The sequence below is a fragment of the Collinsella sp. AM41-2BH genome, assembly GCF_003468085.1.
Lineage (GTDB): Bacteria > Actinomycetota > Coriobacteriia > Coriobacteriales > Coriobacteriaceae > Collinsella.
The window spans coordinates 30,117-55,811 of the sequence record NZ_QSGH01000001.1; the positions used below are offsets into that span (position 1 = coordinate 30,117).

The 25,695-nt window shown below is 56.4% G+C and carries 22 protein-coding genes, 5 tRNA genes and 1 CRISPR repeat array; of the genes, 23 read left to right on the forward strand and 4 right to left on the reverse strand.

What is annotated here, in order from left to right; all coding sequences use genetic code 11:
- Positions 1-194 precede the first annotated feature (194 nt).
- Complete coding sequence (locus DW899_RS00150) at positions 195-1,652, forward strand: aminoacyl-histidine dipeptidase (RefSeq protein ID WP_117799679.1); 1,458 nt, start codon at positions 195-197, stop codon at positions 1,650-1,652.
- Positions 1,653-1,779: 127 nt separating this feature from the next.
- On the opposite strand, the gene DW899_RS00155 is transcribed toward DW899_RS00150, so the two are convergent.
- The 3 genes from DW899_RS00155 to DW899_RS00165 all read right to left on the reverse strand — a co-directional run bounded on the left by DW899_RS00155 (position 1,780) and on the right by DW899_RS00165 (position 4,223).
- Complete coding sequence (locus tag DW899_RS00155; protein WP_117799680.1) at positions 1,780-3,084, reverse strand: type II toxin-antitoxin system HipA family toxin; 1,305 nt, start codon at positions 3,082-3,084, stop codon at positions 1,780-1,782.
- Positions 3,085-3,516, reverse strand: coding sequence for a helix-turn-helix domain-containing protein (locus DW899_RS00160; RefSeq protein ID WP_117799681.1), 432 nt, complete (start codon positions 3,514-3,516; stop codon positions 3,085-3,087).
- Positions 3,517-3,644: 128 nt separating this feature from the next.
- A complete protein-coding gene (locus DW899_RS00165) occupies positions 3,645-4,223 on the reverse strand; it encodes a manganese efflux pump MntP family protein (RefSeq protein ID WP_117799682.1) in 579 nt (192 codons plus the stop codon).
- 226 nt (positions 4,224-4,449) lie between these two features.
- On the opposite strand from DW899_RS00165, the gene disA reads away from it, so the two are divergent.
- The 6 genes from disA (at position 4,450) to DW899_RS00195 (ending at position 9,988) form a co-directional block, all read left to right on the forward strand.
- On the forward strand, positions 4,450-5,517 hold the full coding sequence (gene disA / locus DW899_RS00170) for a DNA integrity scanning diadenylate cyclase DisA (protein ID WP_089572525.1): 1,068 nt from the start codon (positions 4,450-4,452) through the stop codon (positions 5,515-5,517).
- Positions 5,517-6,245, forward strand: a complete 729-nt coding sequence (gene ispD / locus DW899_RS00175; protein ID WP_117799683.1) for a 2-C-methyl-D-erythritol 4-phosphate cytidylyltransferase — start codon at positions 5,517-5,519, stop codon at positions 6,243-6,245. The genes disA and ispD overlap by 1 nt, the downstream gene beginning before the upstream one ends.
- Positions 6,235-6,729 (forward strand): 2-C-methyl-D-erythritol 2,4-cyclodiphosphate synthase, encoded by a 495-nt coding sequence (ispF, locus tag DW899_RS00180; protein ID WP_006234975.1) that lies wholly within the window; start codon positions 6,235-6,237, stop codon positions 6,727-6,729. Before ispD ends, ispF begins: the two co-directional genes overlap by 11 nt.
- 3 nt (positions 6,730-6,732) lie before the next feature.
- Positions 6,733-8,199, forward strand: a complete 1,467-nt coding sequence (gene cysS, locus DW899_RS00185) for a cysteine--tRNA ligase (protein WP_117799684.1) — start codon at positions 6,733-6,735, stop codon at positions 8,197-8,199.
- A gap of 187 nt (positions 8,200-8,386) precedes the next feature.
- A complete protein-coding gene (gene rlmB, locus DW899_RS00190) occupies positions 8,387-9,307 on the forward strand; it encodes a 23S rRNA (guanosine(2251)-2'-O)-methyltransferase RlmB (protein ID WP_117799685.1) in 921 nt (306 codons plus the stop codon).
- Positions 9,308-9,310: 3 nt separating this feature from the next.
- Positions 9,311-9,988 carry an NYN domain-containing protein gene (locus DW899_RS00195; protein ID WP_117799686.1) on the forward strand — a complete coding sequence of 226 codons (678 nt, stop codon included), beginning with the start codon at positions 9,311-9,313 and terminating at the stop codon, positions 9,986-9,988.
- A 27-nt stretch (positions 9,989-10,015) separates the two neighbouring features.
- On the opposite strand, the gene DW899_RS00200 is transcribed toward DW899_RS00195, so the two are convergent.
- A complete protein-coding gene (locus DW899_RS00200) occupies positions 10,016-11,356 on the reverse strand; it encodes a DNA-binding protein (protein ID WP_117799687.1) in 1,341 nt (446 codons plus the stop codon).
- A 223-nt stretch (positions 11,357-11,579) separates the two neighbouring features.
- Between DW899_RS00200 and DW899_RS00205 the strand changes: the two genes are divergently transcribed.
- The 16 genes from DW899_RS00205 (at position 11,580) to nusG (ending at position 25,624) form a co-directional block, all read left to right on the forward strand.
- Positions 11,580-11,654, forward strand: a tRNA-Thr gene (locus tag DW899_RS00205).
- 572 nt (positions 11,655-12,226) lie between these two features.
- Entirely contained in the window at positions 12,227-14,500 is a 2,274-nt protein-coding gene (gene cas3, locus DW899_RS00210; RefSeq protein WP_117799688.1) for a CRISPR-associated helicase Cas3', read from the forward strand.
- A 21-nt stretch (positions 14,501-14,521) separates the two neighbouring features.
- Positions 14,522-15,175: a type I-C CRISPR-associated protein Cas5c gene (gene cas5c / locus DW899_RS00215; protein WP_117799689.1), complete on the forward strand. Its 654-nt coding sequence runs from the start codon at positions 14,522-14,524 to the stop codon at positions 15,173-15,175.
- Positions 15,172-16,959 (forward strand): type I-C CRISPR-associated protein Cas8c/Csd1, encoded by a 1,788-nt coding sequence (gene cas8c, locus DW899_RS00220; protein WP_117799690.1) that lies wholly within the window; start codon positions 15,172-15,174, stop codon positions 16,957-16,959. The genes cas5c and cas8c overlap by 4 nt, the downstream gene beginning before the upstream one ends.
- A gap of 33 nt (positions 16,960-16,992) precedes the next feature.
- Positions 16,993-17,898 carry a type I-C CRISPR-associated protein Cas7/Csd2 gene (gene cas7c / locus DW899_RS00225; RefSeq protein WP_117799691.1) on the forward strand — a complete coding sequence of 302 codons (906 nt, stop codon included), beginning with the start codon at positions 16,993-16,995 and terminating at the stop codon, positions 17,896-17,898.
- A gap of 2 nt (positions 17,899-17,900) precedes the next feature.
- Positions 17,901-18,524, forward strand: coding sequence for a CRISPR-associated protein Cas4 (gene cas4 / locus DW899_RS00230; RefSeq protein WP_117799692.1), 624 nt, complete (start codon positions 17,901-17,903; stop codon positions 18,522-18,524).
- Between the two features lie 12 nt (positions 18,525-18,536).
- Entirely contained in the window at positions 18,537-19,562 is a 1,026-nt protein-coding gene (cas1c, locus tag DW899_RS00235; protein WP_117799693.1) for a type I-C CRISPR-associated endonuclease Cas1c, read from the forward strand.
- Positions 19,563-19,564: 2 nt separating this feature from the next.
- Positions 19,565-19,855, forward strand: coding sequence for a CRISPR-associated endonuclease Cas2 (gene cas2 / locus DW899_RS00240; protein WP_117799694.1), 291 nt, complete (start codon positions 19,565-19,567; stop codon positions 19,853-19,855).
- Positions 19,856-20,023: 168 nt separating this feature from the next.
- A CRISPR array of direct repeats spans positions 20,024-21,840; the repeat unit is 32 nt; unit sequence GTCGCGCCCCGCGCGGGCGCGTGGATTGAAAC.
- A gap of 776 nt (positions 21,841-22,616) precedes the next feature.
- Positions 22,617-22,698: transfer RNA gene (locus tag DW899_RS00245), tRNA-Tyr, on the forward strand.
- Positions 22,699-22,708: 10 nt separating this feature from the next.
- Positions 22,709-22,784, forward strand: a tRNA-Thr gene (locus DW899_RS00250).
- Positions 22,785-22,787: 3 nt separating this feature from the next.
- Positions 22,788-22,864, forward strand: a tRNA-Met gene (locus DW899_RS00255).
- Between the two features lie 96 nt (positions 22,865-22,960).
- On the forward strand, positions 22,961-24,151 hold the full coding sequence (gene tuf / locus DW899_RS00260) for an elongation factor Tu (RefSeq protein WP_117799695.1): 1,191 nt from the start codon (positions 22,961-22,963) through the stop codon (positions 24,149-24,151).
- Between the two features lie 279 nt (positions 24,152-24,430).
- Positions 24,431-24,580 carry a 50S ribosomal protein L33 gene (gene rpmG / locus DW899_RS00265; protein WP_022093895.1) on the forward strand — a complete coding sequence of 50 codons (150 nt, stop codon included), beginning with the start codon at positions 24,431-24,433 and terminating at the stop codon, positions 24,578-24,580.
- A gap of 13 nt (positions 24,581-24,593) precedes the next feature.
- Positions 24,594-24,669: transfer RNA gene (locus DW899_RS00270), tRNA-Trp, on the forward strand.
- Between the two features lie 76 nt (positions 24,670-24,745).
- On the forward strand, positions 24,746-25,084 hold the full coding sequence (gene secE / locus DW899_RS00275) for a preprotein translocase subunit SecE (RefSeq protein WP_117583102.1): 339 nt from the start codon (positions 24,746-24,748) through the stop codon (positions 25,082-25,084).
- A gap of 3 nt (positions 25,085-25,087) precedes the next feature.
- Positions 25,088-25,624: a transcription termination/antitermination protein NusG gene (gene nusG, locus DW899_RS00280; protein ID WP_006234984.1), complete on the forward strand. Its 537-nt coding sequence runs from the start codon at positions 25,088-25,090 to the stop codon at positions 25,622-25,624.
- The last annotated feature ends 71 nt before the right edge of the window (positions 25,625-25,695 follow it).

A 25,695-nucleotide genomic window follows, 5' to 3' on the forward strand; every position in this document is an offset into this window, starting at 1 on the left:
GAGGTTGGTTGAAGGGTCCAACGTTCCTTCGGCGCGGCCCGTCTAACCTGCTTTACCTTAATAAAGTGGCGTTTCCTCACCGTTAGCCGATGATGCAAGGGCGCTCGGCGTTTTCGACTGGTTTATGCACGCAAAGTCTGGGAATATACAAGTCGCATATCTTACTGTCTAACCAGTTGCGCCAAGGAGGCACCATGGACTACAAGATTACCGGCTACGAGCCCGCTCAGCTGTTCCATTTCTTTGAGGAGGTCAGCGCGATCCCCCGTGGGTCTGGCAACGAGAAGGGCATCAGCGATTTCCTGGTTGCGTTTGCCAAGGAGCGCGGCCTCGACGTGTATCAGGACGAGGTCTACAACGTCATCATTCGCAAGCCCGCATCTGCCGGTGCCGAGAATGCCCCGACCGTGATGCTGCAGGGCCACATCGATATGGTGTGCGACAAGTTGGGCTCCGTTGAGCACGACTTTACGACCGACGGTATCGACCTGGTCGTCAAGGACGGCGTCCTCACCGCTAACGGCACCACCCTGGGCGCCGACAACGGTATCGCCGTCGCGCTTATGCTTACCGTGCTCAACGATGATTCGATTGTCCATCCGGCCCTCGAGTGCGTATTCACCACCGACGAGGAGACTGGCCTGGTCGGCGCCGAGACACTCGACAAGTCCCAGATTAGCGCCCGCACCATGATTAACCTTGACTCCGAGGAAGAGGGCGTTGCCACCGTCAGCTGCGCCGGCGGCGTCGTCGTTACCTACACCTGCCCGATCGCGCGCGAGCACAAGACCGGTAGCGCCCTCACGCTCGACATCTCCGGCCTGCTGGGCGGTCACTCCGGCAGCGATATCAACCTGGAGCGCGGCAACGGCAACCTTATCATGGCCCGCATCATCGACCGCCTGATGGTTGCCGGTGAGCCCGCCATCGTCAGCTTCAACGGCGGCACCAAGGACAACGCCATCAATCGTGAGTGCAAGGCTGTTCTGGTCTACGCCGACCACGCTGCCGCCGAGGCCGCGGCCGAGATCGCCCGTGGCATCATCGCCGACGTTACCGCCGAGCTCGAGGTCTTCGACCCCGGCTTTACCTGCACTGTCGAGATCGCCGACAACGCCGAGGTCGAGGCCATGGACGAGAAGTCCGCGCTTGCCCTCATCCGCGCTCTGCGTCTTGCCCCCAATGGTGTGATTCGCCGCAACGTCGCCACCGACGGCTCAGTCGAGGTTTCCTCCAACATCGGCGTGGTCGCCACTTCCGATGATCAGGTCAAGATTATGCTGTCCCCGCGCTCCTCGATCACCTCGCTGCAGAACGAGTTCAAGGACCGCCTGCAGACGCTTGCCGATGTCCTGGGCTTCGACGCCAAGTTTGAGTTCGAGTATCCCGGCTGGAGCTATGCCGAGCATTCGCCGGTCCGCGACGTCTTTGTCGAGAGCTATCGCGAGCTATTTGGCTCCGAGCTGCGCATCGAGTCCATTCACGCCGGCCTTGAGTGCGGCCTGTTTGCCGAGGCCCTGCACGGCCTGGACGCCATCGCCGTGGGCCCGACGCTCTCCGATGTCCACACCCCGGACGAGAGCATGGAGCTCGCTTCTGCCGAGCGCTTCTACGAGCTGCTCATCGACGTCCTCAAGCGCCTCGCTGCGTAAAGGTTGCGCTAGCAGCAGTCTGAGCTACGTGCTAGCGGATTGCAAATGACATTACGAGAGGGGGCATCCGAGCTTTTGCGACGGGTGCCCCCTCTCTTCTTTTAAGAAATGGGAAATTGATTGGCGTCTAGCCCATATCCGCCTTGATGAGGTCGAGGGTGCGCTGGCAGTTTTCGCGGACGGGGCCGAGCATATGCTCGCGCAGGTCCGCCATGCCGGGCAGGTCGGCGTATTCGTCCATGACCTCTTCCATGCAAATGGGTACCTCGTAGGCGAGGTCCATCATGGTTGCAAAGCAAAACTTCTCGGATAGCCCGGCATCGGTAAGCGCCGCCTCCAGCGCGGGGTCGCCCATACCGTGGTATCGGCGGATAGCGCCTGGACCGATGCGCCCCACACGATTTTCGCCGCCAACGCTCATGGCGAGGCGCGCCCGGCGGCGCATGCGCTCATACGCCAAACCCGACGCGACATCGTACATGGGGGCGAGCGCCGCGTTTGTGCCTTTGCCAAGGATGAGCGAGTAGTTTTTAGCGTGTGCGTCAGGCGCTCCGATAATGGCGTTATAGAACAACATATAGGTAAAAAGCACAAGATTCATGTGGTGGGGGACTGTTTTAATCAGTCGTTCTTGGATGTCTCGTGTAGTTGGTCCTCCGTCGGCGGTGTATTTCTGGCTTGGCAATACACCGAGCGCCTGGCAAAAGTCCTCCTGATGCAGCCTTTCGATATTTCCGCTGCTATTGACCATTCTGTCGTACCGTTCAACGACGAGCGCGGCTTCGTCTTCAAATGTGCAATAGGAGACGTTGGCAGTTGGAATGCCAGCACGCCGAGCTGTTTTCATGCAGACGAATTCGTTTAAGGCCTGATGTTTGAACCCAACGACACCATTTTTGAAGATATGGGTAGTGGGGGATGACCCTAGACATTCGCACCATTGGCCGTCATGCCAAGCTAGTGCAAATTTGCCTTGGTTGCCGCCCAGGGACCAGCTTTCGTTGGAGCCCATCCATGTCTCTCTTTCGTCATCGCGAATTGATTTGAGCTTGTGAGCGATTTGAGAATTGGTAAGCGGGCGGTATGCCGAGACCCTGCCGCGGGCGGCGTCTAATTGATCGGCTCGACAAAACTGAACGGCCCCCGCGCAGTCAAGACCGATATGGCACAAGAGGGCGACGGGGTTGTTGGATGCAACGTCATGCTCGGCGGCAATAGCGCGACGCTGTTCTTGACTGTCGGGCAAAAGGCCAAATAGGAACGGGCGGACGATGTTATGGCCATACGTGCGATTGGAAAGCGGCATTGTTAGCGATAGCGGTGCTCCGCGATAGGTTGGGGCGTATACGAAGCTGCAGAGTCCATGCTTGTCTTGCCGGAGAGTGCCGGCGATTTCGCCACAAATGAGGGTCGCAAGCTCCATCTCTGCCATTTATTTCACAACCTTACAGCCAAAGGAGAGGTCTGAAGTGCCGGAAAGGCCTTGCTCGACTGCGATTTGGGCCAGCAGGGCACCATAGGAAGATGGCGTTCCTTGTCGGGCGGGTCGTCTGCCTACGCTTGGCTTTAGCAGGGCATTCGAGTTCACGATAGGGAGGTCCGCTATCGTCGTCGGATGTTCGGAGGGCGATGCGATGGAGTCGTTATCGCTTTGCGCAAAGAGACCTATGCCGAGTGCGTTAAAAACGGTCAGCAACTTGTCGAGCCGAATACCCGTGGCGTCGCCCAGCTCGAGCGATGCGAGCAGGCGCTCCGAAACACCGGCCTTTTTGGCGAGGGCGGCACGGGTGAGACCCTGAGCCTCGCGTGTCTGGCGCACGTAGATGCCAGCTTGGCGCGGTGTGGTGATGGGAAAGGTATCCACGGCGACCTCCTAACGTGCAGACTTTTGCATATCAGTATGACATGCAAAAGTCTGCATGAAAAGGCCTCATGCAAAACTCTGCATGAGTCCTTGTGCTGGCGTTGAGTTTTGAGCGATTGTGTTTGGCACTACAGCGCCAAAATCCCCAGATGCTCAAGCAGAATCTTGAGTCCTATGAGGATGAGCACGACGCCACCCACGATGGTGGCGGGTTTTTCGTAGCGCGCGCCAAAGGTGTGGCCGATTGCTACGCCGGCGACGGAGAAGATAAACGTTGTGACGCCGATGAGCGATACGGCGGGAACGATGTCAACCGAGAGCGCGGCAAATGAGATGCCCACGGCTAGGGCGTCGATTGAGGTGGCGATGGCGAGGATCAGGTACTCGCCCAGGTCAATCCTTTCGGCATCCTTGCCGTCGCCTTCATCCTCGTCCTCGGTAAATGCCTCCCACAGCATTTTGCCGCCAATGAAGGCGAGCAGGATAAAGGCGATCCAATGGTCGATGGGTCCGATGATGCCCATGAATTGACTGCCGAGCGCCCATCCGATTACGGGCATGCCGGCCTGAAAGCCGCCAAAGAACAGGCCGAGCACCACGGCGACTTTAAGGTTGATCTTTTTCATGCCGAGACCTTTGCAGATGGAAACGGCAAAGGCGTCCATCGAAAGGCCAACGGCGAGCAACACGAGCTCTACGAGTCCCATGGTTTGGCTCCCTCTCTGCGGGCAGGCCCGCGTGTACCTCTTGGGGGAGCAACAAAAAGACTAACCTTGGCACATGGTTGATTGGGTAGTCAAAAGAGCCCGTCCCAAATTAGCTATCTTAGCGGTGTTCGCTCATTCTGTAAGCATCGGATTTCGCGAGCGCCGCGGGGACAAACCGTGAGAAACTATTTAGCGTTTATGGAGCGTATGCGATGGGAGCGATGCCTTGGATAAGAACGAGCTGCAAAAGCGTATGGAACAGGCCATCCGCCTGACGGCACCTGGTCAGCCGATCCGCACCGCCCTCGACATGATCATCGCCGGTCACCTGGGTGCCCTTATCTGCGTCGGCGACACCGAAAACGTGCTCGCTGCCGGTAACGACGGCTTCCCACTCAACATTTCGTTCACCTCGAACCGCCTGTTCGAGCTCTCCAAGATGGACGGTGCCATCGTTATCGACGGCGACCTCACCCAGATCCTGCGCGCCAACTTCCACCTCAATCCCGATCCCTCGCTTGCCACGAGCGAGACGGGCATGCGTCACCGCACTGCCGCTCGCATGTCGGTGCTCACCGATGCCATCGTGATCTCGGTCTCGGCCCGTCGTGCCGTCGTCAACGTGTACGTTCACGGCAAGAGCTATGAGATCCAGCCCGTCACCACCATCATGAGCTCGGTCAACCAGCTCGTCGCCACGCTTCAGACCACCCGTCAGTCGCTCGACCGCTCCCTGCTGCGTCTGACGGCCCTCGAGCTCGATGACTACGTTACGCTCGCCGATATCACCGGGATTTTCTCGAGCTTCGAGATCATGCAGCAGGCAAAGACTGAGCTTAAGGATTGCATTGTCAAGCTGGGCAACCAGGGCAAGCTCGTGCAGATGCAGCTCGAGCAGCTCGCCGGCTCCAGCATGGATACCGAGTACGACCTGATGATTCGCGACTATGCGAGTGATTCCTCCGAGGCCAATGCCGAAAAGATCCGCGCCAACCTGAGCCGTATGACGCCTAAGGACCTGTCCGACCCACAGCATGTGGCGGCGGTTCTGGGTTACGACGACCTGGACGAGGACTCCGTCATGACGCCGCTGGGCCTGCGCACGCTTTCGCGCGTGTCCGTCGTGCGCGACGGCGTGGCCGAGAAGATCGTCGACGAGTACGGCTCGCTGCAGGAGCTCATGGATGACATCAGCGAGGATCCGGAGCGCCTGGGCGACTTTGGCGTCAACAACCCTGCCATTCTTGCGGACTCCCTGTACCGCATGAAGGGTACCAAACAGGGGAACGCATAATGGCGCCCGTATGCGCCGTGGTCGTTGCCGGCGGCAGCGGCCAGCGCTTTGGAAATCCCGGCGGCAAGCAGCTCGTTAACGTGGCGGGCCGTCCGCTCATGAGCTGGTCCATCCGCGCGTTCGATCGTAGCAACAAGGTCGGCCACATCGTGGTGGTGTGCCCTGCCGAGCGCCGTGCCGAGATGCGCCGCCTGGCCATCGACCCGTTTGACTATGACACGCCCATCAGTTTTGCCGATGCCGGCGACACCCGCCAGGACTCCACCCGTGCCGGCGTGCATGCGGTACCGGCGGGTTTCGAATATGTCGCCATCCACGACGGCGCCCGTCCGCTCATCACGACCGAGGCCATCGATCATGCGGTCGACGTGCTCGTGAGCGACCGTGCTCTCGACGGTATCGTGTGCGGTCAGCCCGCGATCGACACGCTCAAGATCGTCGATGGCGACAACATCGTCGAGACGCCGCCGCGCGAGCTGTACTGGGCCGCGCAGACGCCGCAGATCTTTAGCGTCGACGCCATGAAGCGCGCTCACGCCGCTGCTATCGCCGAGGGCTTTATCGGTACCGACGATTCATCGCTGGTCGAGCGCATGGGCGGGCGCGTCCGCTGTGTCCAGAGCCCGCGCGATAACCTTAAGGTGACGGTACCCGAGGACCTGCGTCCCGTAACCGCGATTCTGCTTGGCCGCATGGCCGAGGGAGAGGACCTTCCCCATGTTCAGTAACCTGCGCATTGGCCATGGCTACGACGTTCACCGTCTGGTGGAGGGGCGTCGATGTATCATCGGCGGTGTCGACATTCCCTACGAGCGCGGCCTGCTGGGCCACTCGGATGCCGATGTGCTCGCGCACGCCTTGGCCGACGCCATTCTGGGCGCCTGCCGCGGGGGAGATATCGGCAAGCTATTCCCCGACACCGATCCCGCCTACGAGGGTGCCGATTCGATGGTGCTGCTCGCCCGCGTGATGGACTATGCGCGCGAGCTGGGCTTTGAGTTTGTTGATGCCGATTGCACCATTGCCTGTCAGCAACCCAAGATCACTCCGCACCGCGATGCCATGCGCGCCAACCTTGCCCATGCCCTGGGCGTCGACGTGGAAAACGTGGGCGTCGCCGCCACCACGACCGAAAAGCTCGGTTGGGAAGGCCAAGGCGAGGGAATTGGCGCCTGGGCCGTCTGCCTGCTACAGAAAACCGTTAAGGAGTAACGAATGCGTATCTACAACAGCGCTACCCATAAAAAGGAAGAGTTCCAGCCCATCGAGTCCGGCAAGGTTCGTATGTACGTGTGCGGCCCCACGGTCTACGACAACATCCATATCGGCAACGCCCGCACGTTCATCAGCTTTGACGTGATTCGCCGCTGGCTCATCGCGAGCGGTTACGAGGTCACGTTCGCCCAGAACCTCACCGATGTCGACGACAAGATCATCAAGCGCGCCAACGAGCAGGGCCGTACGGCTGCCGAGGTCGCGACGGAGTTCTCCGACAAGTTCATCGGCGTCATGCGTGCCGCCAACGTGCTCGATCCCGATGTGCGCCCCCGCGCCACCAAAGAGATCGGCCCCATGATCGCCATGATCAAGACGCTCATCGAGCAGGGCCACGCCTACGCCGCCGATAACGGCGACGTGTACTTTGCCGTGCGCAGCGATTCCAACTATGGTCAGGTCTCGGGCCGCAACATCGACGACCTTATGGTTGGCGCGCGCATCGAGGAGAACGAGGACAAGAACGACCCGCTCGACTTTGCCCTGTGGAAGGCTGCCAAGCCCGGCGAGCCCAGCTGGCCGAGCCCCTGGGGCGAGGGCCGTCCCGGTTGGCACACCGAGTGCGCCGCCATGGTGCATCGCTACCTGGGCACCCCGATCGACATCCACGGCGGCGGCTCCGACCTTGCCTTCCCGCATCACGAGAACGAGTGCGCCCAGGCCACCTGCGCCTGGCACCAGGGCTTCTCCAACACCTGGATGCACACGGGCATGCTGCTGGTAGACGGCGAGAAAATGTCCAAGTCGCTCGGCAACTTCTTTACGCTGGCCGAGGTCCTCGAGCAGCATTCCGCTGCCGCCCTGCGCCTGCTGATGCTGCAGACGAGCTATCGCTCGCCGCTCGACTTTTCTTGGGAGCGCTTGGAGGGTGCCGAGAACTCGCTCACGCGTATCGCCGGTACGGTCGAGAACCTGCGCTGGGCCGCGAACCATGCGACGGCCGATGCCGATGAGGCAGCATCCGAGGCGTTTGCCGCCAAGGCCGCCGAGACCCGTGCCACCTTTAAGGAGTGCATGGACGACGACTTTAACACCGCCGGTGCCATGGGTGCCGTCTTTGGCTTTGTGACCGAGTGCAACCAGTACCTGGAGCAGGCGGGCGACGCTGCCGACAAGGCCGCCGCGCTTGCCGCCGCCGATACGCTGGTCGAGCTGCTCGATACGTTTGGCGTTGAGCTCCCCGAGCCCAAGGTCGAGCTGCCGCTGGGTCTGCTGGGTGTCGCCGCCGGCCTGGTCGCCTACACGGGCGACGACGTGGACGAGGCCGCTGCCAAGATTCTCGAGGCCCGCGCCGAGGCCCGCGCTGCCAAGAACTGGGATCTGGCCGACGCCATCCGCGACCAGCTCAAGGACCTGGGCCTCACCATTGAGGATACTGCCGCGGGCACCCGTATCAAATCTCTCTAATCCCCGCGGGTTTCCCAAGCACCCGACCTTGCCGTTCAAACCGTCGCTCGCGTACTCAAGTACGCGTCGCTCCTCTTTCACGGCAATCTCGGGCACTTGGAAAACCCGTACCGACCGCTTGAGCTATTCGTCTTAAGCGGTCGCTTCTTTTGTCTTGCTTGAATAATTTTTTAAAGGAGGCCGTTTTATGGCCGACAATCGTAAGCGTGCGTCTCGTGGCGGCAAGCAGACTGCTTCTGGCTCGCGTCCGATTCGCCGCAACGACCGCGCTGCCGCTCCCAAGGGCCCGCGCGAGCGCTCCCAAGCCCAGGCCGCACGTCCGCAGCGCGATCGCAACCGCGACGCTGTCCAGGCTCCCAGGGGCGAGTTTATCGAAGGCCGTCGTGCTGCCGCCGAGGCGCTGCGCACCGGTTTTCCCATCAAGTGCGCGCTCATTGCCGAGGGCGGGGAGCGCGATGCGGCCCTGTCTCGTCTGGTCGACGACCTCAACGCCGCGGGCGTCCGCATTAAGTATGTGTCGCGCGCGCAGCTTGATGCGCTGTCGAGCCATGGCGCTCACCAGGGCATTGCGCTCGAGGTTGGAAGTTTCCCCTATGCCGATATCGCCGATATTCTCGACCGCGCGGGTGACGGACCGGCACTCGTCGTCGTGCTCGACCATGTGACCGACGATGGCAACTTTGGTGCGATCGTGCGCTCCGCCGAGGTCGTGGGCGCGGCGGGCGTCATCATTGCAAACAAGCGCGCCGCCGGTGTGACCGTGGGCAGCTACAAGACCTCTGCTGGTGCCGTCATGCACCTGCCTATCGCGCAGGTTCCCAATATCGCCCGTGCGCTCGATGATCTCAAGGCCGCCGGCTTTTGGGTGGGCGGTGCTTCCGAGCACGCCGAGGGCAGCTGCTGGGATGCCCCTTTCGAGGGCCGCGTTGCGCTCGTCATGGGCTCCGAGGGCGACGGCATCTCGCGTCTGGTGCTCGAGAAATGTGACTTTTTGACCAAGCTTCCCCAGCGCGGCATGACCGAGAGTCTCAACGTGGCCCAGGCGACCACCGCGCTGTGCTTTGAGTGGCTGCGCCGCAATGCCGGCGAGCTCATGGGGGAGGAGTAGCGCATGTCAAAGAAGAACCGCGCCAAGTCCAAGGCCAAGCGCTTTGGCGAAGGCTCGGCCAAGCCGATTGTTTCGGCCGCGACCTATGGCGTGGGCGGCAATGCGTTTGCGCAGGCTATCTCCGATCCGGTCTCGACGGTGCACTCCAATAAGCCCGAGCTGCTGGTGGTCGACGGCTACAACGTGATTCACTGCACGCCGCGCTACGAAAAGCTTGTCTACGACCATTCCGACGATCCGTATTCCAGCGACGTCCACGATATGGCGCGCACCGCGCTCATCAACGATGTTGCGGCGTTTGCCCAGGGCCGCTACGAGGCCGTGATTGTGTTCGACGGTGCGGGCAATATCTCCAGCGAGCGCCCTAATCTGCCTGCCCGCGGCGTGCGTATCGAGTTCTCGCCGACGGGCGTATCGGCCGATACCGTGGTGCAGAAGCTCTGCATCGAGGCGCGCGAGGAAGGCCGCGCGTGCTCCGTGGTGTCGAGTGACGGCACGATCCAGGCCGTCGTCATGGGCAAGGGCGTAACGCGCATCTCGAGCCGTATGCTGGTGGACGAGATCAAGCAGATCGATAACGACGTTCACGAGGCAGAGGAAGCTCCGCAGATCAAGATGACTCTGGGCAGTCGCCTGAGCCCCGATGCCCTGGCAAAGCTCAAGGCCCTCCGCGGGAGGTAGGGGAGCTGACGGTGCGACGCTGTCTCGCTAACTCCATTCAGCGATGTCGATCATTCTACGGAGGCGCCATGTAAGTGCCTCTTTTAGATATGGCAGCCTTGCCGTGAGCGCGTCGTTTCTGGACAGAATCTCGAGTGCCTCGTCAACGAAGCCTTCGAGTTTGTCGCCGTCAAACCAGCTCATATCCTCAACAAGCAGCATTTGTTTCGCGGGGCTTGAATGAAACTGCGCGCTGGTAAAACTGTGCTCTCCTGCCCGAAGCTCCTCAAGAGAAATGTTGCACCAGAGCGATGAGCCCGAATCGAAGATGGGGGCAGGTCTGCAGGTTAGCGTGTTGACGTTTCGTACAAGGCCAAAGTTACGCCAATGGCGGTCATAGTTGGCGATGATGTCGTCGCATACAATCATGCGGTCAAGGGCATCCTTGACGCCTGTCACCCCGAGCTCTTCGCAGTTTGCTACATATCGCTCGTAGTCGGTTAGCCGTTCATCTGCGTTTGCGTGCTGGTTTACATAGAACGCAGGGACATACTCTTCTTCATCAGTTAAGAAGACATCGCATATGCTCAGGGCAGAAGTACCCACGCCTTCGAGCGAATAGGGTACATAATCGCAAGCGTTTAGGATGCGACGGTGAAGTGCAGTCGCCACCATCTCGTTATAGGGTTCCTGGTTTAGATGCGCACCTGCCTTGTGGAGGATTCGACGGTCACCCTCGCATGTCCAGTACTTTTGAAGATTGCCGTCCGAGGTGTTGTCGGGCTTTGCGGCAGCCGCCTTGCCCTCTGGGGCGAAGGGCGCGATGCTGAGAGAGACGTCGTCAAAAGCATTATTGAAGAAATTGATATCTTCCCACGCGAGACCGGAGTCTTGGGGCCTAATCCAATACTGGTCGGATAAGGAGAGACCAAGATTTCGCTGTACGAGTTCATCGGGAACATCGACTGCGGCTTCTGCAAGCAGGGAGGCTAGCCCAATGCGTGCGAGCGGGATACCGCGGCCGCGCCACCAGATGCGGAAGGAGTCGAGCGATATGGGGCTATTAGGGCCAAATACTCCAATAGGGGCGTGGGCGTAATCGATGTCGGCACCGATGTGGGTAAAGTCTTTTCGCGATGTGCTGTAGACCAGCTGGGCGACCTCGTGCGTGCGATTCATGAGGGTGAATGCGATCTCGCTTTTCCCGTGTCCACGACGAGGCCGTCCCCCTCTTTTGGTTGCGGAGCGGAGTCGCGTGTCTACGCTGTCTTTGTCGATAAGCCACACGCCAGAAGCCTTCCGGGCCTCAAGTGCTCCGTTATTTATGAGCTCTTGCACCCTGCGCGGAGTGATGCCGAGCAGTTCGGCGGCTTCCTTGGTAGTTAACATCGCGAAACCCTTCGCCAGAACGAACAGTTTTATCTATTTCATTGTAATTAAAACTATTCGTTTTGACGAAGGGTTTTAAGATTGAGGGCGAACTGACAGAAATGAACGGGCCTGGTACGTGTTGTTGCTGGATTTTGCATATTTGTATAACGCTGTGCGGCCTGTTGCGCCTCGTCCGCAATTCCTTTATTCTTAATTGGCTTCGCGCGAAAGCGCCAAGTGTGCCAGTGTGGCGCAACGGTAGCGCAACTGATTTGTAATCAGTGGGTTGCAGGTTCGATTCCTGTCACTGGCTCCATGAGAGTTTCGGGCTCTGTTCCCTTTTGTGGGACAGGGCCCGTTTCTTTTTAGGTGGTGTGCCATCGGGTCAGCGGCCATTCCGTTTTCGGTTTGTCTCAATCTGTAATACCAAGATGGGTAATTCGCTTCTAATTGTTACAGATCCAGACAGAAGGTCGAGGGTCAGTCCGTTTATCTCAATCTGTAACAGCAGGGAGGAATATGTCTACCTAACTGTTACAGATTGAGATAAAGAAACAAGCTCTACCGTGACGGTTGGGCGGCTCTCTCGAATCGCGTATGAACCTCAGTGACGGCAAACCCGGGGGCTTCCACAGACTAAATCTGGAACGCACGGGGCTTTGCATTGCTCTGTATACTATTGGCAGGCGTTTCCGGTATAAGTCGCTTGTGCTGTCATCGCTTGTGCGGTGTGGATTGAAACAAGTTTTATTATGAGCAGCTGGAATCGCTCAGCCCGGTGAATTGACCGTTCACCGGGCCTTTTTAATCATAATAAAACTTGAAGTTTATACTAATTGAAAAAGATGTCCGCACAACCATGTATCCTCGAATTCATTGGAGGTGGCAATGGACGTCTACTATGCTCATAGTATTGACGGTGCTGAAAAAAGCGAATGGCAAACGCTTAAAGAGCATCTTTCAAACGTATCGAAGCTAAGTGGCTTTTTCGCGGATGCTGTTGGCGCTGAACAGCTGGGGATTGCGGTTGGAGCCTTGCATGATGCGGGGAAGGCCTGCCAGGCGTTTCAGCTGCGTCTTGAAGGCTCACCGGCCAAGGTCGATCATTCGTCTGTGGGGGCCATCGTAGCGTATGGGAAGTTGCGTGAGGTTGGCTACCCCCTTGCCTACGCTGTGGCGGGCCACCATTCCGGCCTATCCAATGGGCTTACGAGTGAGTCAGGATTGTCTTCCCTAAGGTCGAAATTAAAGAGAACAGATCTGCTGGACGCTATCGACGCCACTGTTGTTCGGAATATGCGTAACCAGCTAGGAAAAAGTGCCGGAAAACTATCGAGGGAATTAATTGAATTCATTCAGCGTGGTTTGTCGGATTCTGGCGAGATTGACAAAGAGGGGCAATTTCAAGCTTATTTGCTAACGAAGATCCTGTTTTCCTGTCTTGTCGATGCTGATTATCTCGATACAGAGCGGTTCATGGCACCCGACAATTCACATCTGCGATCGGCCACGGTTGATTCCATGGATGGATTGCTTACAAAGTACGATTCTTACATGGCACGTCTTTGCGGCGCAGCGGAGAACAATGAACTCAATGCCTGTCGTGGCTCCGTTCGAAATCAATGCATGGTGGCAGCGAAAAGCCCGCAGGGGTTCTTCACGCTTCGGGTTCCTACTGGGGGAGGAAAGACTCTCTCGGTTGTGGGTTTTGCGCTTGCGCACGCCAAGAGGCACGGTCTGCAACGTATCGTCATTGCGCTTCCGTATACAAACCTAATTGAACAGACAGCAGATGTGCTGCGTGATGTTTTTGGCGCCCAGAATGTACTAGAGCACCATTCAAATTACGATTTCGAGGCCGTTGATCCAGAACGCGCTCAACACGAAAGGCTTGCAACACAAAACTGGGATGCGCCCATCATTGTTACGACGAATGTCCAGCTGTTTGAATCTCTATTTTCAAATAAACCCGGCAAGAGCAGGAAAGTGCACAATATCGCAAAGAGCGTCCTGGTCCTCGACGAAGCGCAGTCACTCCCCGATGGAGTGCTCAAGCCGACGCTGGCGATGCTTGAAATGCTTGTTCGTTCTTGTGGCGTAACTTGTGTGCTCTGTACGGCAACGCAGCCGTACTTCAAAGATATCTGGCCTTTTAAAGAAACTCCTCAAGAGATTGTTGCAGACAGAGCTGGCTTTAATGAGGTGTTCGGCGATAGAACATACTTTAATAATCTCGGGATATTGACTATGGACCAGCTGTGCGATCGGCTTGCTTCTGAAAAACAGGCGCTCTGTATTGTCGGAAACAAGACGGAGGCTCGGGAACTTTATCGTGGTGTGGCACAGCGTCTTGAGGGCGGTGTCGCGGGGGCGTCGTGCTTCTGCCTGTCGACAAACAAGACACCTGATCATCGCATGCGCGATCTTAAAAAAATAAAGGCACTGCTGGCAGCGAATAGACCGTGTCATGTGATGTCCACGCAGCTTATCGAAGCGGGAGTCGATATTGACTTTCCGGTTGTTTATCGCGAGCTTGCCGGAGTTGATTCTCTGTTCCAGGCTGCGGGGCGATGCAATCGCGAGGGGTCGATTAAAGAGCCGGTTCCTGTCTATATCTTCGAGTGCTTAAAAGAAGATGGAACACTATTCAGAACAACCTCCTGGCTTGCAAAGCAAAGGGAGGCTACGCGGGCGATTCTTCGGGAGAGGGACGGAGTCATTGATTCCGGTGCCATAGAGCCGTTCTTTAAGATGCGCTACTCGAGTGATGAGGAACTGGATGCTTATCAAATCTTGAGCATGATTTGTTGCAATGCAGATTTGGAATCATCGTTAGAAATAATGCCGTTTGCAACAATCGCAGAGAAATACCGGTTCATGCCAGATGAGTCTCTTCCTGTATTTGTGCGCTGGGGCGACGAAGCGGAAAGACTATATCAAGACATGCTAAATGTGCTCGAGCCAGGTGCATTGGCACGGCCCGCCCAACGATTCAGCTTGAGTCTGAGAGAAAGGGAGATTAGAGATCTTGAGCAAGCGGGATATATCGAAGAATTGGCGCCGTTCAAGATTCTTAATGCTTGTGATGGATGCCGGATCGTCTACGACGACAAGGTGGGTTATCGATTTGGAGAGGAGGAGCTCTTGACGCTCGTTGGCTAGAGGATTGAAGGGAGGACAAAAATGGGATTTGGAATCAAGGTGCTTATTAGTGGAGATCGAGCATGTTTTACGCGCCCCGAGATGAAGACTGAGCGCGTAAGCTATGACGTCATAACGCCGTCTGCTGCACGAGGAATACTTGAGGCTGTCTATTGGAAGCCGGCAATCGCTTGGAAGATTGACAGTATCCAGGTCGTGAACGAAATACGTTTTGACACATTTAGGCGTAATGAACTGGCAAGCAAGCTGAGCTATCAAAACGCAAAGGCTGCCTATTCAAAAAACGTGCCTGTATATGTAGACGTAATGGCTGATCGCCAGCAGCGGGCCACCATGTATCTCAAGGATGTTGCGTATATCGTCACGGCCCATTTTGAAATGACAGCGCGAGCGGGTGAATCTGACACGCCCGAAAAACACTACAACATTGCGTTGCGAAGGCTTCGAAAGGGACAGTGTTTCAATCAGCCCTATTTGGGATGCAGGGAGTTTCCGGCTACGGTGTCGCTTGTTGAAGACGGAACTGTCGAGTCGTACTACCAAGACATTGACCGGTTTGACCTGGGATTCATGCTGTATGACATCGATTTTAAAAACAGCATGGAGCCGATGTTCTATCGGGCTGTTATGAAAAATGGCGTCATCGATACTTCACGGCGGGAGGTGAAGCGATGATTCTGCAAGAACTAGCTAATCTTTATGATCGATTGGCTGCTGATCCGGAAATCAAGATTCCAGGGATGGGGTGGAGTGTCGAAAACGTTTCGTATCGTATCCGAATTGATGACAATGGACGTACGACGGGCGTAATTCCGTATGTAGTCGGAGAAGGCAAGGAACAAAGGCGGTTTGTTAAACGGATTGTGCCTGAACATGCATCAAGGACCTCGGGAATTCAACCGTTTTTTCTGTGTGATAACGGCTGTTATTTGTTTTGCCTGGGCAAGGCGAGGGGCGAGGAAAAGTTTAGCGCCTCTGCCGCATTGCATAAAAAGGTGCTTGCGGAGTCTAATAATCCCGCAGCACGAGCGGTGCTCGCTTTCTTTGATCGGGGGCCTCAGGCGTATGAGTTGTCGAGCGATGACGCCGGTGTAATTGCAAGCTCTTTTGTTGTTTTTGAATATGCGCCAGAAAACAAGCTTATTCATGAAATGCCAGATATAGCGCGTTTATGGGACCTGTATAGAGCTGCGACGGCAAGCGCGGACGCGACTAAAGGACAGTGTGCCATTACGGGAGAGCATGGTTTAATCGCCAGATTGTATCCTCAAGTTACGGGATTTCCCGGCGCTCAGTCTGCGGGAGCAAGCTTGGTGTCCTTTAATTGCTCGGCTTTTGAGTCTTATGGGAAGCGCGGCACCTATAACGCTTCGATTTCAGAGGCTGCGGCATTCAAGTCGGGAACTGCGCTTAGGTACCTTTCAAAAGATGATAGCCATCGAGTGAGTATCGGTGACACACTCTTTATCTGTTGGACTGATGGGCCAACACTGCGGCCGACTGGTGTGATAACTGCGCTTTTGGGCTTTAAACAAGAACGCAACGGATCGCGTGCTGAGGACGCACGGACACTTGACCAGGTGCGCGGAGATCTCCAGTCGATACGTCAGGGATATGCTCCGATGCCTTCTGTGCCGTCGACAAAGTTTTATATGGTCGGCGTGGCACCAAACGCAGCACGACTATCGATTAGGTATTTCAAGGTTGAATCCTATGGAAAACTCGCCGAAAACCTAATTCAGTATTTGAAAGATATTGAGATGGTCGATGTTAAGCCCGCCTCGCAAAAAAGTCTGCTTCGACAAATAGCACCACTGGGGGAGGGCGCGGCCATTCCTTCGACATTGTTGCATGGCTGTTTTGACGCAATGCTGGGCGGAAGTCTCTTTCCTAGGGCTTTACAAGCTTCTGTGCTAACGCGTATGAGGGCAGACCACGCATCGAGAAACCGTTGGGATATGGGGCAGCGAGCAGCATTGCTTAAGGGCTGTCTTAACCGACAAATTAGAAAGAAAAGCGCGGCAGGAGAAAAGGAGTACACGGTGTCACTTGATAGGGAAAACGCCAACCAGGGTTACGTGCTCGGTAGATTATTTGCCGTTATTGAGCGGGCGCAACGAGCCGCTTTGGGGGATGGCGTAAATGCAACCGTTCGCGATAAGTACATTGGGGCAGCATCGACAACGCCGACACGTGTTTTTCCGCGGTTGCTGGCCAATTGTCAAAACCATCTTTCAAAAATCGAAAAAATGCCCGGAAAGCGAGGTATGGCCGTTGGCATTCAAAAAGATCTTGATGAGATTGTTGGCAAATTGAACGGCAACGATGGATTGTTTCCGCGGACGCTTGGCATGAATGATCAAGGAGCCTTTTTTATCGGCTATTACCAGCAGAGGCAGAGCAGTTTTGTGCGCAAGGAGCCCGAAGAGCGCGAAGTGGTTTCATCGGTTGAGGAATAGTGCAACGTTATCTTTAGAGGAAAGGAACAATCCATGTCAGAGCCAATCAAGAATCGCTATGAGTTCACGCTTTTCTTCGACGTGAAAAACGGCAATCCTAATGGCGATCCCGATGCAGGAAATCTTCCTCGTCTTGATCCGGAGACCAGCAGGGGCATAGTTTCGGATGTGTGCATCAAGCGCAAGATTCGCAACTATGTCGAACTGGTTGCTGATCAAGGTGAGGATTGGTCGGTCTCCGGAGGACATCGCTTTTATGTCTATGTGAAAGAGGGCGCGGTCCTTAACGAGCAAAATGAGCTCGCCTACCAGCATAACGATATGAAGCCGCAATCCAAGAAATTGCCCAAGTCGATGGAAGACCGGCTCAAAGTGACGCAGTTCATGATGGACAACTTTTATGACATTCGTACGTTTGGGGCTGTAATGACGACAGAGGTTAACTGCGGCCAGGTGCGAGGGCCGGTGCAGCTTTGTTTTGCCGAGTCGGTTGATCCGGTCCTTCCGCTCGAAATGAGTATCACGCGTATGGCGGTCACCAATGCAAAAGATGCCGAGAAGGAAAGGACGATGGGACGCAAGCAGTACATTCCGTATGGTTTGTATCGCATGGACGGATTTGTCTCGGCGTCATTGGCCGAAAAGACCGGGTTTGATCAAGACGACCTCGACTTGCTGTTTGAGGCCCTCATGAATATGTTCGAGAACGATCATAGCGCGGCACGAGGGCTTATGTCTTCCCGTAAGCTCATCGTATTTAAGCACGAGAGCAAGCTTGGCAACGCGCCGGCCCATGCGTTGTTTGATGCCGTTAAGGCCAAGCGAGTGATTCCTGAGGGCCAGGAAGCCCGCTCTTATGCCGACTATCAGATTGAAGTCGGAGAAATGCCCGAGGGGGTTACGGCAGACATTATTGAGTATATTCCCCCGCGAGCATAACTATGTTTGGTGATGATGACCTGCTGGCGCTTTCTGGGCTACAGCATATTGCATACTGTGAGCGTCAGTGGGCTCTGATCCATCTTGAGCAGGAGTGGTCTGATAGCTTCGATACGGTTCGAGGGGATCTGTTTCACGCTCGTGCTGACACTAAGGGATATTCAACGCTGCGGGGTTTTCGTTGCGAGCGAAGGGTCAGGCTTGTTAGCCATTCTTTAGGAATCTATGGCATAGCCGATATTGTCGAATACAGGCTCGGTGCTGAAGGCGGTTCTGTTCGTCCGGTTGAATACAAGGTAGGTAAGCCAAAAATCGAAGATTGGGACCGGATCCAAGTGGCGGCACAGGCAATGTGCCTCGAGGAAATGCTGGGCCTTTCAATCGATGAGGGGTATCTGTTCTATGGTGAAACACGACGAAGAGAAAAAGTTGACATTGATTTCGCTTTAAAGAAAAGAGTCAAACAGCTGTGCCAAAGAATGCACTCGTTGTTTGAGCAACGGAAAACCCCGCTGCCGCTTAGAAGCCATAAGTGCCGAAGGTGCTCTTTGGTGGATAAATGCCTTCCAGATATCTGCGGCGTTGACGCTCGTGACTATTTGAAGCGGATGGGTCTGGAGTTGTGAGGGGAACGAAAGATGAAAAAGCTGCTCAACACGCTTTACGTTACGAACAAGGATGCCTATGTTTGCAAGAAGGACGACAACGCATGTGTTCGAGTTGACGGCAAGGAGGTATTAAGGGTTCCTCTTCATCTGCTCGAGGGCATTGTTCTATTTAACTATGCGGGTGCGAGTGCTCCACTTTTGTATGCGTGTGCCGCGAGGGGCATCTCGGTGTCTGTTCTCGATGAGAAGGGGAGATTCGCCGCCCGAGTTGAGGGTCCGGTGTCGGGGAACGTGCTTTTGAGAAAAGCTCAATATGAGGTGGCGGCGGACCCGACCCGATCGCTCGTGCTAGCTAAACGATTCATGGCGGCGAAGTTTTATAATTCACGCGCGGTATTGCTGCGACATAAGCGAGAGCACCCCGAGAACGGAGATGGTCTCTCAAATGCGATTGATACGTTTTCCAATGGATTGGAAACGCTGGGCTCTGTAGCGTCGCGTGAGGAACTGCTAGGTGTGGAAGGGGATGCCGCCCACGGCTATTTCGATTCGTTTCCCCCGTTAATTAGGGATAAAGAAGTCCGTGTCGAATTTGTTGGCAGAAATAGAAGGCCGCCAAAAGATCCCGTCAATGCATCACTATCGTTTTTCTACACCCTGGCATCTCGTGAGATAGCTACGGCGTGCGAGTCCGTTGGCCTTGATCCTCAGATGGGTTTCTACCATCAGCCGAGGCCGGGAAGGGCGAGTCTGGCACTTGATGTGCTTGAGGAGTTTCGCGCTCCTCTGATTGACCGATTTGTAGTAGCGCTATTCAATCGCGGACAACTGAATAAGACAGATTTTGAGTTCGATGCTGGCGGAGGTTGCTTCTTTAGCGATGCGGCGCTTAAGCGCGTTCTGGATGCTTGGCAAAAAAGGAAGCAAGAAGAAATCAAACATCCTTTCCTGGATGAAAAGGTCAAAATTGGACTGCTTCCGTTTGTCCAAGCGCAGTTGCTCTCGCGTTATTTGCGCGGGGATATGAATGACTATCCCGCTTTTTGTTGGAGATAGCCATGTACGTTTTGGTTTCCTACGACGTCTCGACATCGGATTTATCGGGCACCTCTCGGCTTAGGCGCGTGTCTAAAATATGCTTGCGCTATGGTCAGCGCGTTCAGTGCTCCGTGTTTGAGTGCATGGTGGATTCCGGACAGCTTGAAAAAATGAAAAGCGAGCTCCGGTCTGTTATTGATGAGTCAAAAGATAGCCTGCGCGTATATAACCTCGGGAAGAATTGGCAAAGAAAGGTGGAGCATTTTGGTGCGAAGAAACCTTATGACCCTGAGGCTTCGCTAATTGTCTAGCTCGATGTCGCGCGAATGGTAAGTGATGTCGATTTATTACGATGTTCGCGCGCGTTCCTTGACAACGGAATTGAGGAACCGCAGGTCGCGTAATCTTCGTTAGCTTTGTTGCGGCTTGGATGTAAGATTGCTTTGTCGAATAGTTGGTATTTGTCCAGTTAGGAGACAGTCGCGCCCCGCGCGGGCGCGTGGATTGAAACTGCAGCTCCGTGAAGAACACGACATCATATGGCGTCGCGCCCCGCGCGGGCGCGTGGATTGAAACCAAAACGACGAGAACTTCGAGATAAACTCGACGTCGTCGCGCCCCGCGCGGGCGCGTGGATTGAAACGGCTCATGCCCGATCGGGGGAACACGCAGGCCATGTCGCGCCCCGCGCGGGCGCGTGGATTGAAACCGACGCGCTGGCAATCGATCAGATCGTCGTCGGCGTCGCGCCCCGCGCGGGCGCGTGGATTGAAACTTGGTCATGCGCCCCTCGTGGACGAGCTCGTCAGGTCGCGCCCCGCGCGGGCGCGTGGATTGAAACGTGACGACGACCGCGGTATTGTCGATCGTGACAGGTCGCGCCCCGCGCGGGCGCGTGGATTGAAACCAGATGACGGCAGCAACACCAACAGGCACGCCGGGTCGCGCCCCGCGCGGGCGCGTGGATTGAAACGTCCAAAAGTTGCACGGTTGCACTTTTTTAAGTCGTCGCGCCCCGCGCGGGCGCGTGGATTGAAACCCCTGCTTCAGGGACCGAAAAGGGCTCGGTTGAGTTGTCGCGCCCCGCGCGGGCGCGTGGATTGAAACCTGTGGTCGATGCTCTCGATGACGTCGTTGATGGTCGCGCCCCGCGCGGGCGCGTGGATTGAAACGATTTTAGAGCCACGAAATACGCGAGGGCATGTCGTCGCGCCCCGCGCGGGCGCGTGGATTGAAACTCATCGTGCTCAAAAAGACCCTTGAGCCGATCTAGTCGCGCCCCGCGCGGGCGCGTGGATTGAAACATCTGACAGGCAACGACACGATGCCGACGGTGCAGTCGCGCCCCGCGCGGGCGCGTGGATTGAAACATGGGCGTTATCTCCCAGCAGTACGATCGTGCATAGTCGCGCCCCGCGCGGGCGCGTGGATTGAAACAACGACAGACAAATCGCTTAGGAGGCGTTATGGCGTCGCGCCCCGCGCGGGCGCGTGGATTGAAACACCTGCCACGTTCCCGGGTCTCGGTCCGGCGCGTAGTCGCGCCCCGCGCGGGCGCGTGGATTGAAACTTACAGCCGCGAGGAGCATCCACTAGAACAGGATGTCGCGCCCCGCGCGGGCGCGTGGATTGAAACGTGGTCAAGGGCACCATCGCCCCGACCGCCTAGGTCGCGCCCCGCTCGGGCGCGTGGATTGAAACCCGGCGGGCACCGACATCAGCGTCTTGACCGACGTCGCGCCCCGCGCGGGCGCGTGGATTGAAACGAGCGAGACGACGTCTCCTACAACAGCTCCGACCTGTCGCGCCCCGCGCGGGCGCGTGGATTGAAACAACCTGCTCCCCATCATCGTCGGCATCCTGGTCGTGTCGCGCCCCGCGCGGGCGCGTGGATTGAAACTAGCGCACGTGCGCGGCGGCACAAGCGCATCAACGTCGCGCCCCGCGCGGGCGCGTGGATTGAAACACGCTATCGTTGTAGTTGGCGGTCTGCACCCAAGTCGCGCCCCGCGCGGGCGCGTGGATTGAAACTTTTGATCGAGGAAGACGCCGGCTGCCACGAGGAGTCGCGCCCCGCGCGGGCGCGTGGATTGAAACCTAAACATTGTATGCGTAGCAATGGAAGTGTCTATGTCGCGCCCCGCGCGGGCGCGTGGATTGAAACTCTTTTTTGAAATCACCCCAAGTGTAGGTGCCGAGTCGCGCCCCACGCGGGCGCGTGGATTGAAACCCCGAGGTGAAGGACTACATCGTGAAGGGAACCAGTCGCGTCCCACGCGGGCGCGTGGATTTGCCGGTGGCGACATGGCTGTCGTGTGATATCGAAAGGCGGATCAATAGGCACGCAATAGACATTCTCAATCTGTAACAACTGGGGAAATGACTGTCTAGCCGTTACAGAATGAGATAAAGATCTTGTCCGGTCAACAAATGTCTCAATCTGTAACAGATAGGAGAGGAAAACCGTTCTTACTGTTACAGATTTAGATAGATGGTTGGGTTGGTTGGTAAATGTCTCAATCTGTAACAGATAGGAGAGGAATGGGCCTCTTGCTGTTACAGATTGAGACGGAAGCGGTGAGATGTCTGAATGCTCTGCGTGAGCGAGGATTTTCGGACATGCGAGCGTGGAAAATCTCCCGCTTAGTGAATGAGCGTGGATAATCTGCCACATTGGGCCCAGTGGCACGTCAAAAGTGGGAGATTATCCACGCTCGATTTCAAACGGAAGAAAATCCACGCTCGATTTTGCCTGGAAAGAGCAATCTTCTGTCTGGGAAGCCCGATCTCGACCTATATATAGGTGCAAATGAGTCGTTATCGAAGCAATATTCTGCAGGCTCACTCCACTGCGCCAAAGTGTTCCCTCGGGAAATGTCACCGCCACATGCAAATCCACCGCCCTTCATATCCAAACTCAGCAAAACCGCAGTTCAAAAGCATATAGATACGCCCGGCCCCGTGTATCTAGAGGTTTTCATTGACAGCCCCCAAGGTGGCATCGTATTATCTTCTTCGTTCGCGGGGGCGGCGGTCCAAAAGACCAAAGGACCTGCGAATACTTGAACGATTGGGAGTTTGCCCGAGTGGTTAATGGGGACGGGCTGTAAACCCGTTGGCTCTGCCTACATAGGTTCGAATCCTATAGCTCCCACCCGTCAAGTGCCTGTATAGCTCAGTCGGTAGAGCACTTCGTTGGTAACGAAGAGGTCACCAGTTCAAGTCTGGTTGCAGGCTCCATCCGGCGGTGTAGCTCAGTTGGTTAGAGCACACGGTTCATACCCGTGGCGTCACTGGTTCGAATCCAGTCACCGCTACCATAGGTAACACGGTGGCTTCTCAATAGTATGTTGAGAGGCCACTATGGTATAAAGGCAAAGTCCCGTCCGGGGACGACCTGTTTAGAGGAGGGCTTTATGGCCAAAGAGAAGTTTGAGCGCACTAAGCCGCATGTTAACATCGGCACCATTGGTCACGTCGACCACGGCAAGACCACGCTGACCGCTGCCATCACCAAGGTTCTCTCCGAGACCGAGGGCTGCAAGGCTGACTTCACTGCGTTCGAGAATATCGACAAGGCTCCCGAGGAGCGCGAGCGCGGCATTACGATCTCCGTCTCCCACGTCGAGTACGAGACTGCTGCCCGTCACTACGCTCACGTTGACTGCCCGGGCCACGCTGACTACGTCAAGAACATGATCTCCGGTGCTGCTCAGATGGACGGCGCTATCCTGGTCATCGCCGCTACCGACGGCCCCATGGCTCAGACCCGCGAGCACATCCTGCTCGCCCGTCAGGTCGGCGTTCCTTACATCGTCGTCTTCCTGAACAAGTGCGACATGGTCGACGATGACGAGCTCATCGACCTCGTCGAGATGGAGACCCGTGAGCTCCTCTCCGAGTACGATTTCCCCGGCGACGACATCCCCGTCATCCGTGGTTCCGCTCTGGGCGCTCTCGAGGGCGACGCCAAGTGGATGGACGCCATTCGCGATCTCATGAAGGCCGTCGACGAGTACATCCCGACGCCTGCTCGTAACAACGACCTCCCCTTCCTGATGGCCGTTGAGGACGTTATGACCATCTCCGGCCGTGGTACCGTTGCTACCGGCCGTGTCGAGCGCGGTGAGCTCAAGCTCAACGAGCCCGTCGAGATCGTCGGCATCAAGGATACCCAGAACACCGTCGTTACCGGTATCGAGATGTTCCGTAAGTCCATGGACTTCTGCGAGGCTGGCGACAACGTCGGTCTGCTGCTCCGCGGCATCAAGCGCGAGGACATCGAGCGCGGCCAGGTTCTCTGCAAGCCCGGTTCGGTTACCCCGCACACCAAGTTCACCGGTGAGATTTACGTTCTGACCAAGGAGGAGGGCGGCCGTCACACCCCGTTCTTCGATGGTTATCGTCCTCAGTTCTACTTCCGTACCACCGACGTTACCGGTACGGTCAAGCTCCCCGAGGGCACCGAGATGGCTATGCCTGGTGACCACATCACCATCGAGGGCGACCTCATCCACCCGATCGCCATGGAGGAGGGCCTGCGCTTCGCTATCCGCGAGGGTGGCCACACCGTCGGTTCGGGCATCGTCTCCACGATCATTGAGTAAATTAGCTCTTTGATATAGCTGACTTAGAGAACCCGGCACTTATATGGGTGCCGGGTTCTTTTCTGCAATGGATATTGAGCCGTTGCTGGTGTCGAGAGGATCGATAATGGTCCTGGTCGCACCGTCGATTAGCTCTCGTTGGCTTCATTGATGTGTTCCAAATATGAATGGATCCACCGAGAACCAATTGATTCGAGGTTTTCATTGACAGCACTTATATAGAGCTGATAAAGTACCAACTCGTGCCCGTACGGGGCGGAAATGAAAGGTTCAGGATACATGCGTACTCTAGTTACTCTTGCGTGCACTGAGTGCAAGCGCCGCAACTATACGACCACCAAGAACAAGTCGACCATGCCTGATCGTATGGAGATCAAGAAGTATTGCCCCTGGTGCCGTCACCACACGCTGCACAAAGAGACTCGCTAGTCTCTAGTCACATACGCCAGTAGTTCAATTGGTAGAGCATCGGTCTCCAAAACCGAGTGTTGAGGGTTCGAGTCCTTCCTGGCGTGCCAGTCATTATTCCGTAAGCTCCCAATTGGGGGCTTACGGTTTACTCATGTATAAGCGCATTGCGCGGAGGTAACCCAAATGGCCAACAAGAAGAACAAGAAGAAGGCTCAGCAGCCGGCACCTGCCAACAACGCTGCCGCCAACTCCAAGGTTGAGGCCAAGAAGGCCGTTGCCAAGAAGAACGAGAAGGCTGCGAAGTCCAAGAAGAACGAGAAGCCTGGTTTCTTCGCCCGCACCAAGAAGTATTTCGCCTCGGTCAAGTCCGAGATGAAGCGTGTCACGTGGCCCGATAAGAAGGAGCTCGTGAACTACTCGGTCGTCGTTTGCGCTTCTCTGATCGTCGTCGGCGTCGTCATCGCTCTGCTCGATGCTGGCTTTGGCGAGGCTCTTGCTCTGTTCTCTGGATTGAGGGGCTAAACCATGTCTAAGCGTTGGTACGTCGTTCACACTTACTCTGGATACGAGAACCGCGTTAAGTCCGATCTCGAGCATCGCATCGAGACTATGGGCATGCAGGACCGTATCTTTGATATCGAGATTCCTATGGAGCGCGTCACCGAGATTAAAGAGGGTGGCAAGCGCGAGACCAAGGATTCCAAGATCTTCCCGGGTTATGTCCTGGTCCGCATGGAGATGGATGACGATGCTTGGACGTGTGTTCGTAACACGCCTGGCGTCACCGGTTTCCTGGGCGGCAACGGCAAGCCCGCTCCGCTTTCCCGCGACGAGTACAACAAGATGACTCGTCGTCCCGGTAAGGGCGATTCGCCCAAGCGCACCTCGGTTGATATTCAGGTCGGCACGTCCGTCCGCGTCACCGATGGTCCGCTTACCGACTTTGATGGCAAGGTCTCCGAGGTTAACACCGAGGCTGGCAAGCTCAAGGTCACGCTGATGATCTTTGGCCGCGAGACGCCGGTTGAGCTTGACTTTAACCAGGTCGCTGTCATCGCTTAAGTTTTCGTCCGTTCGCGCGAGCGTGCTTCTTCTGTGACTGCTCATCTCAGGAGTGCTTCTAACACGTGCGT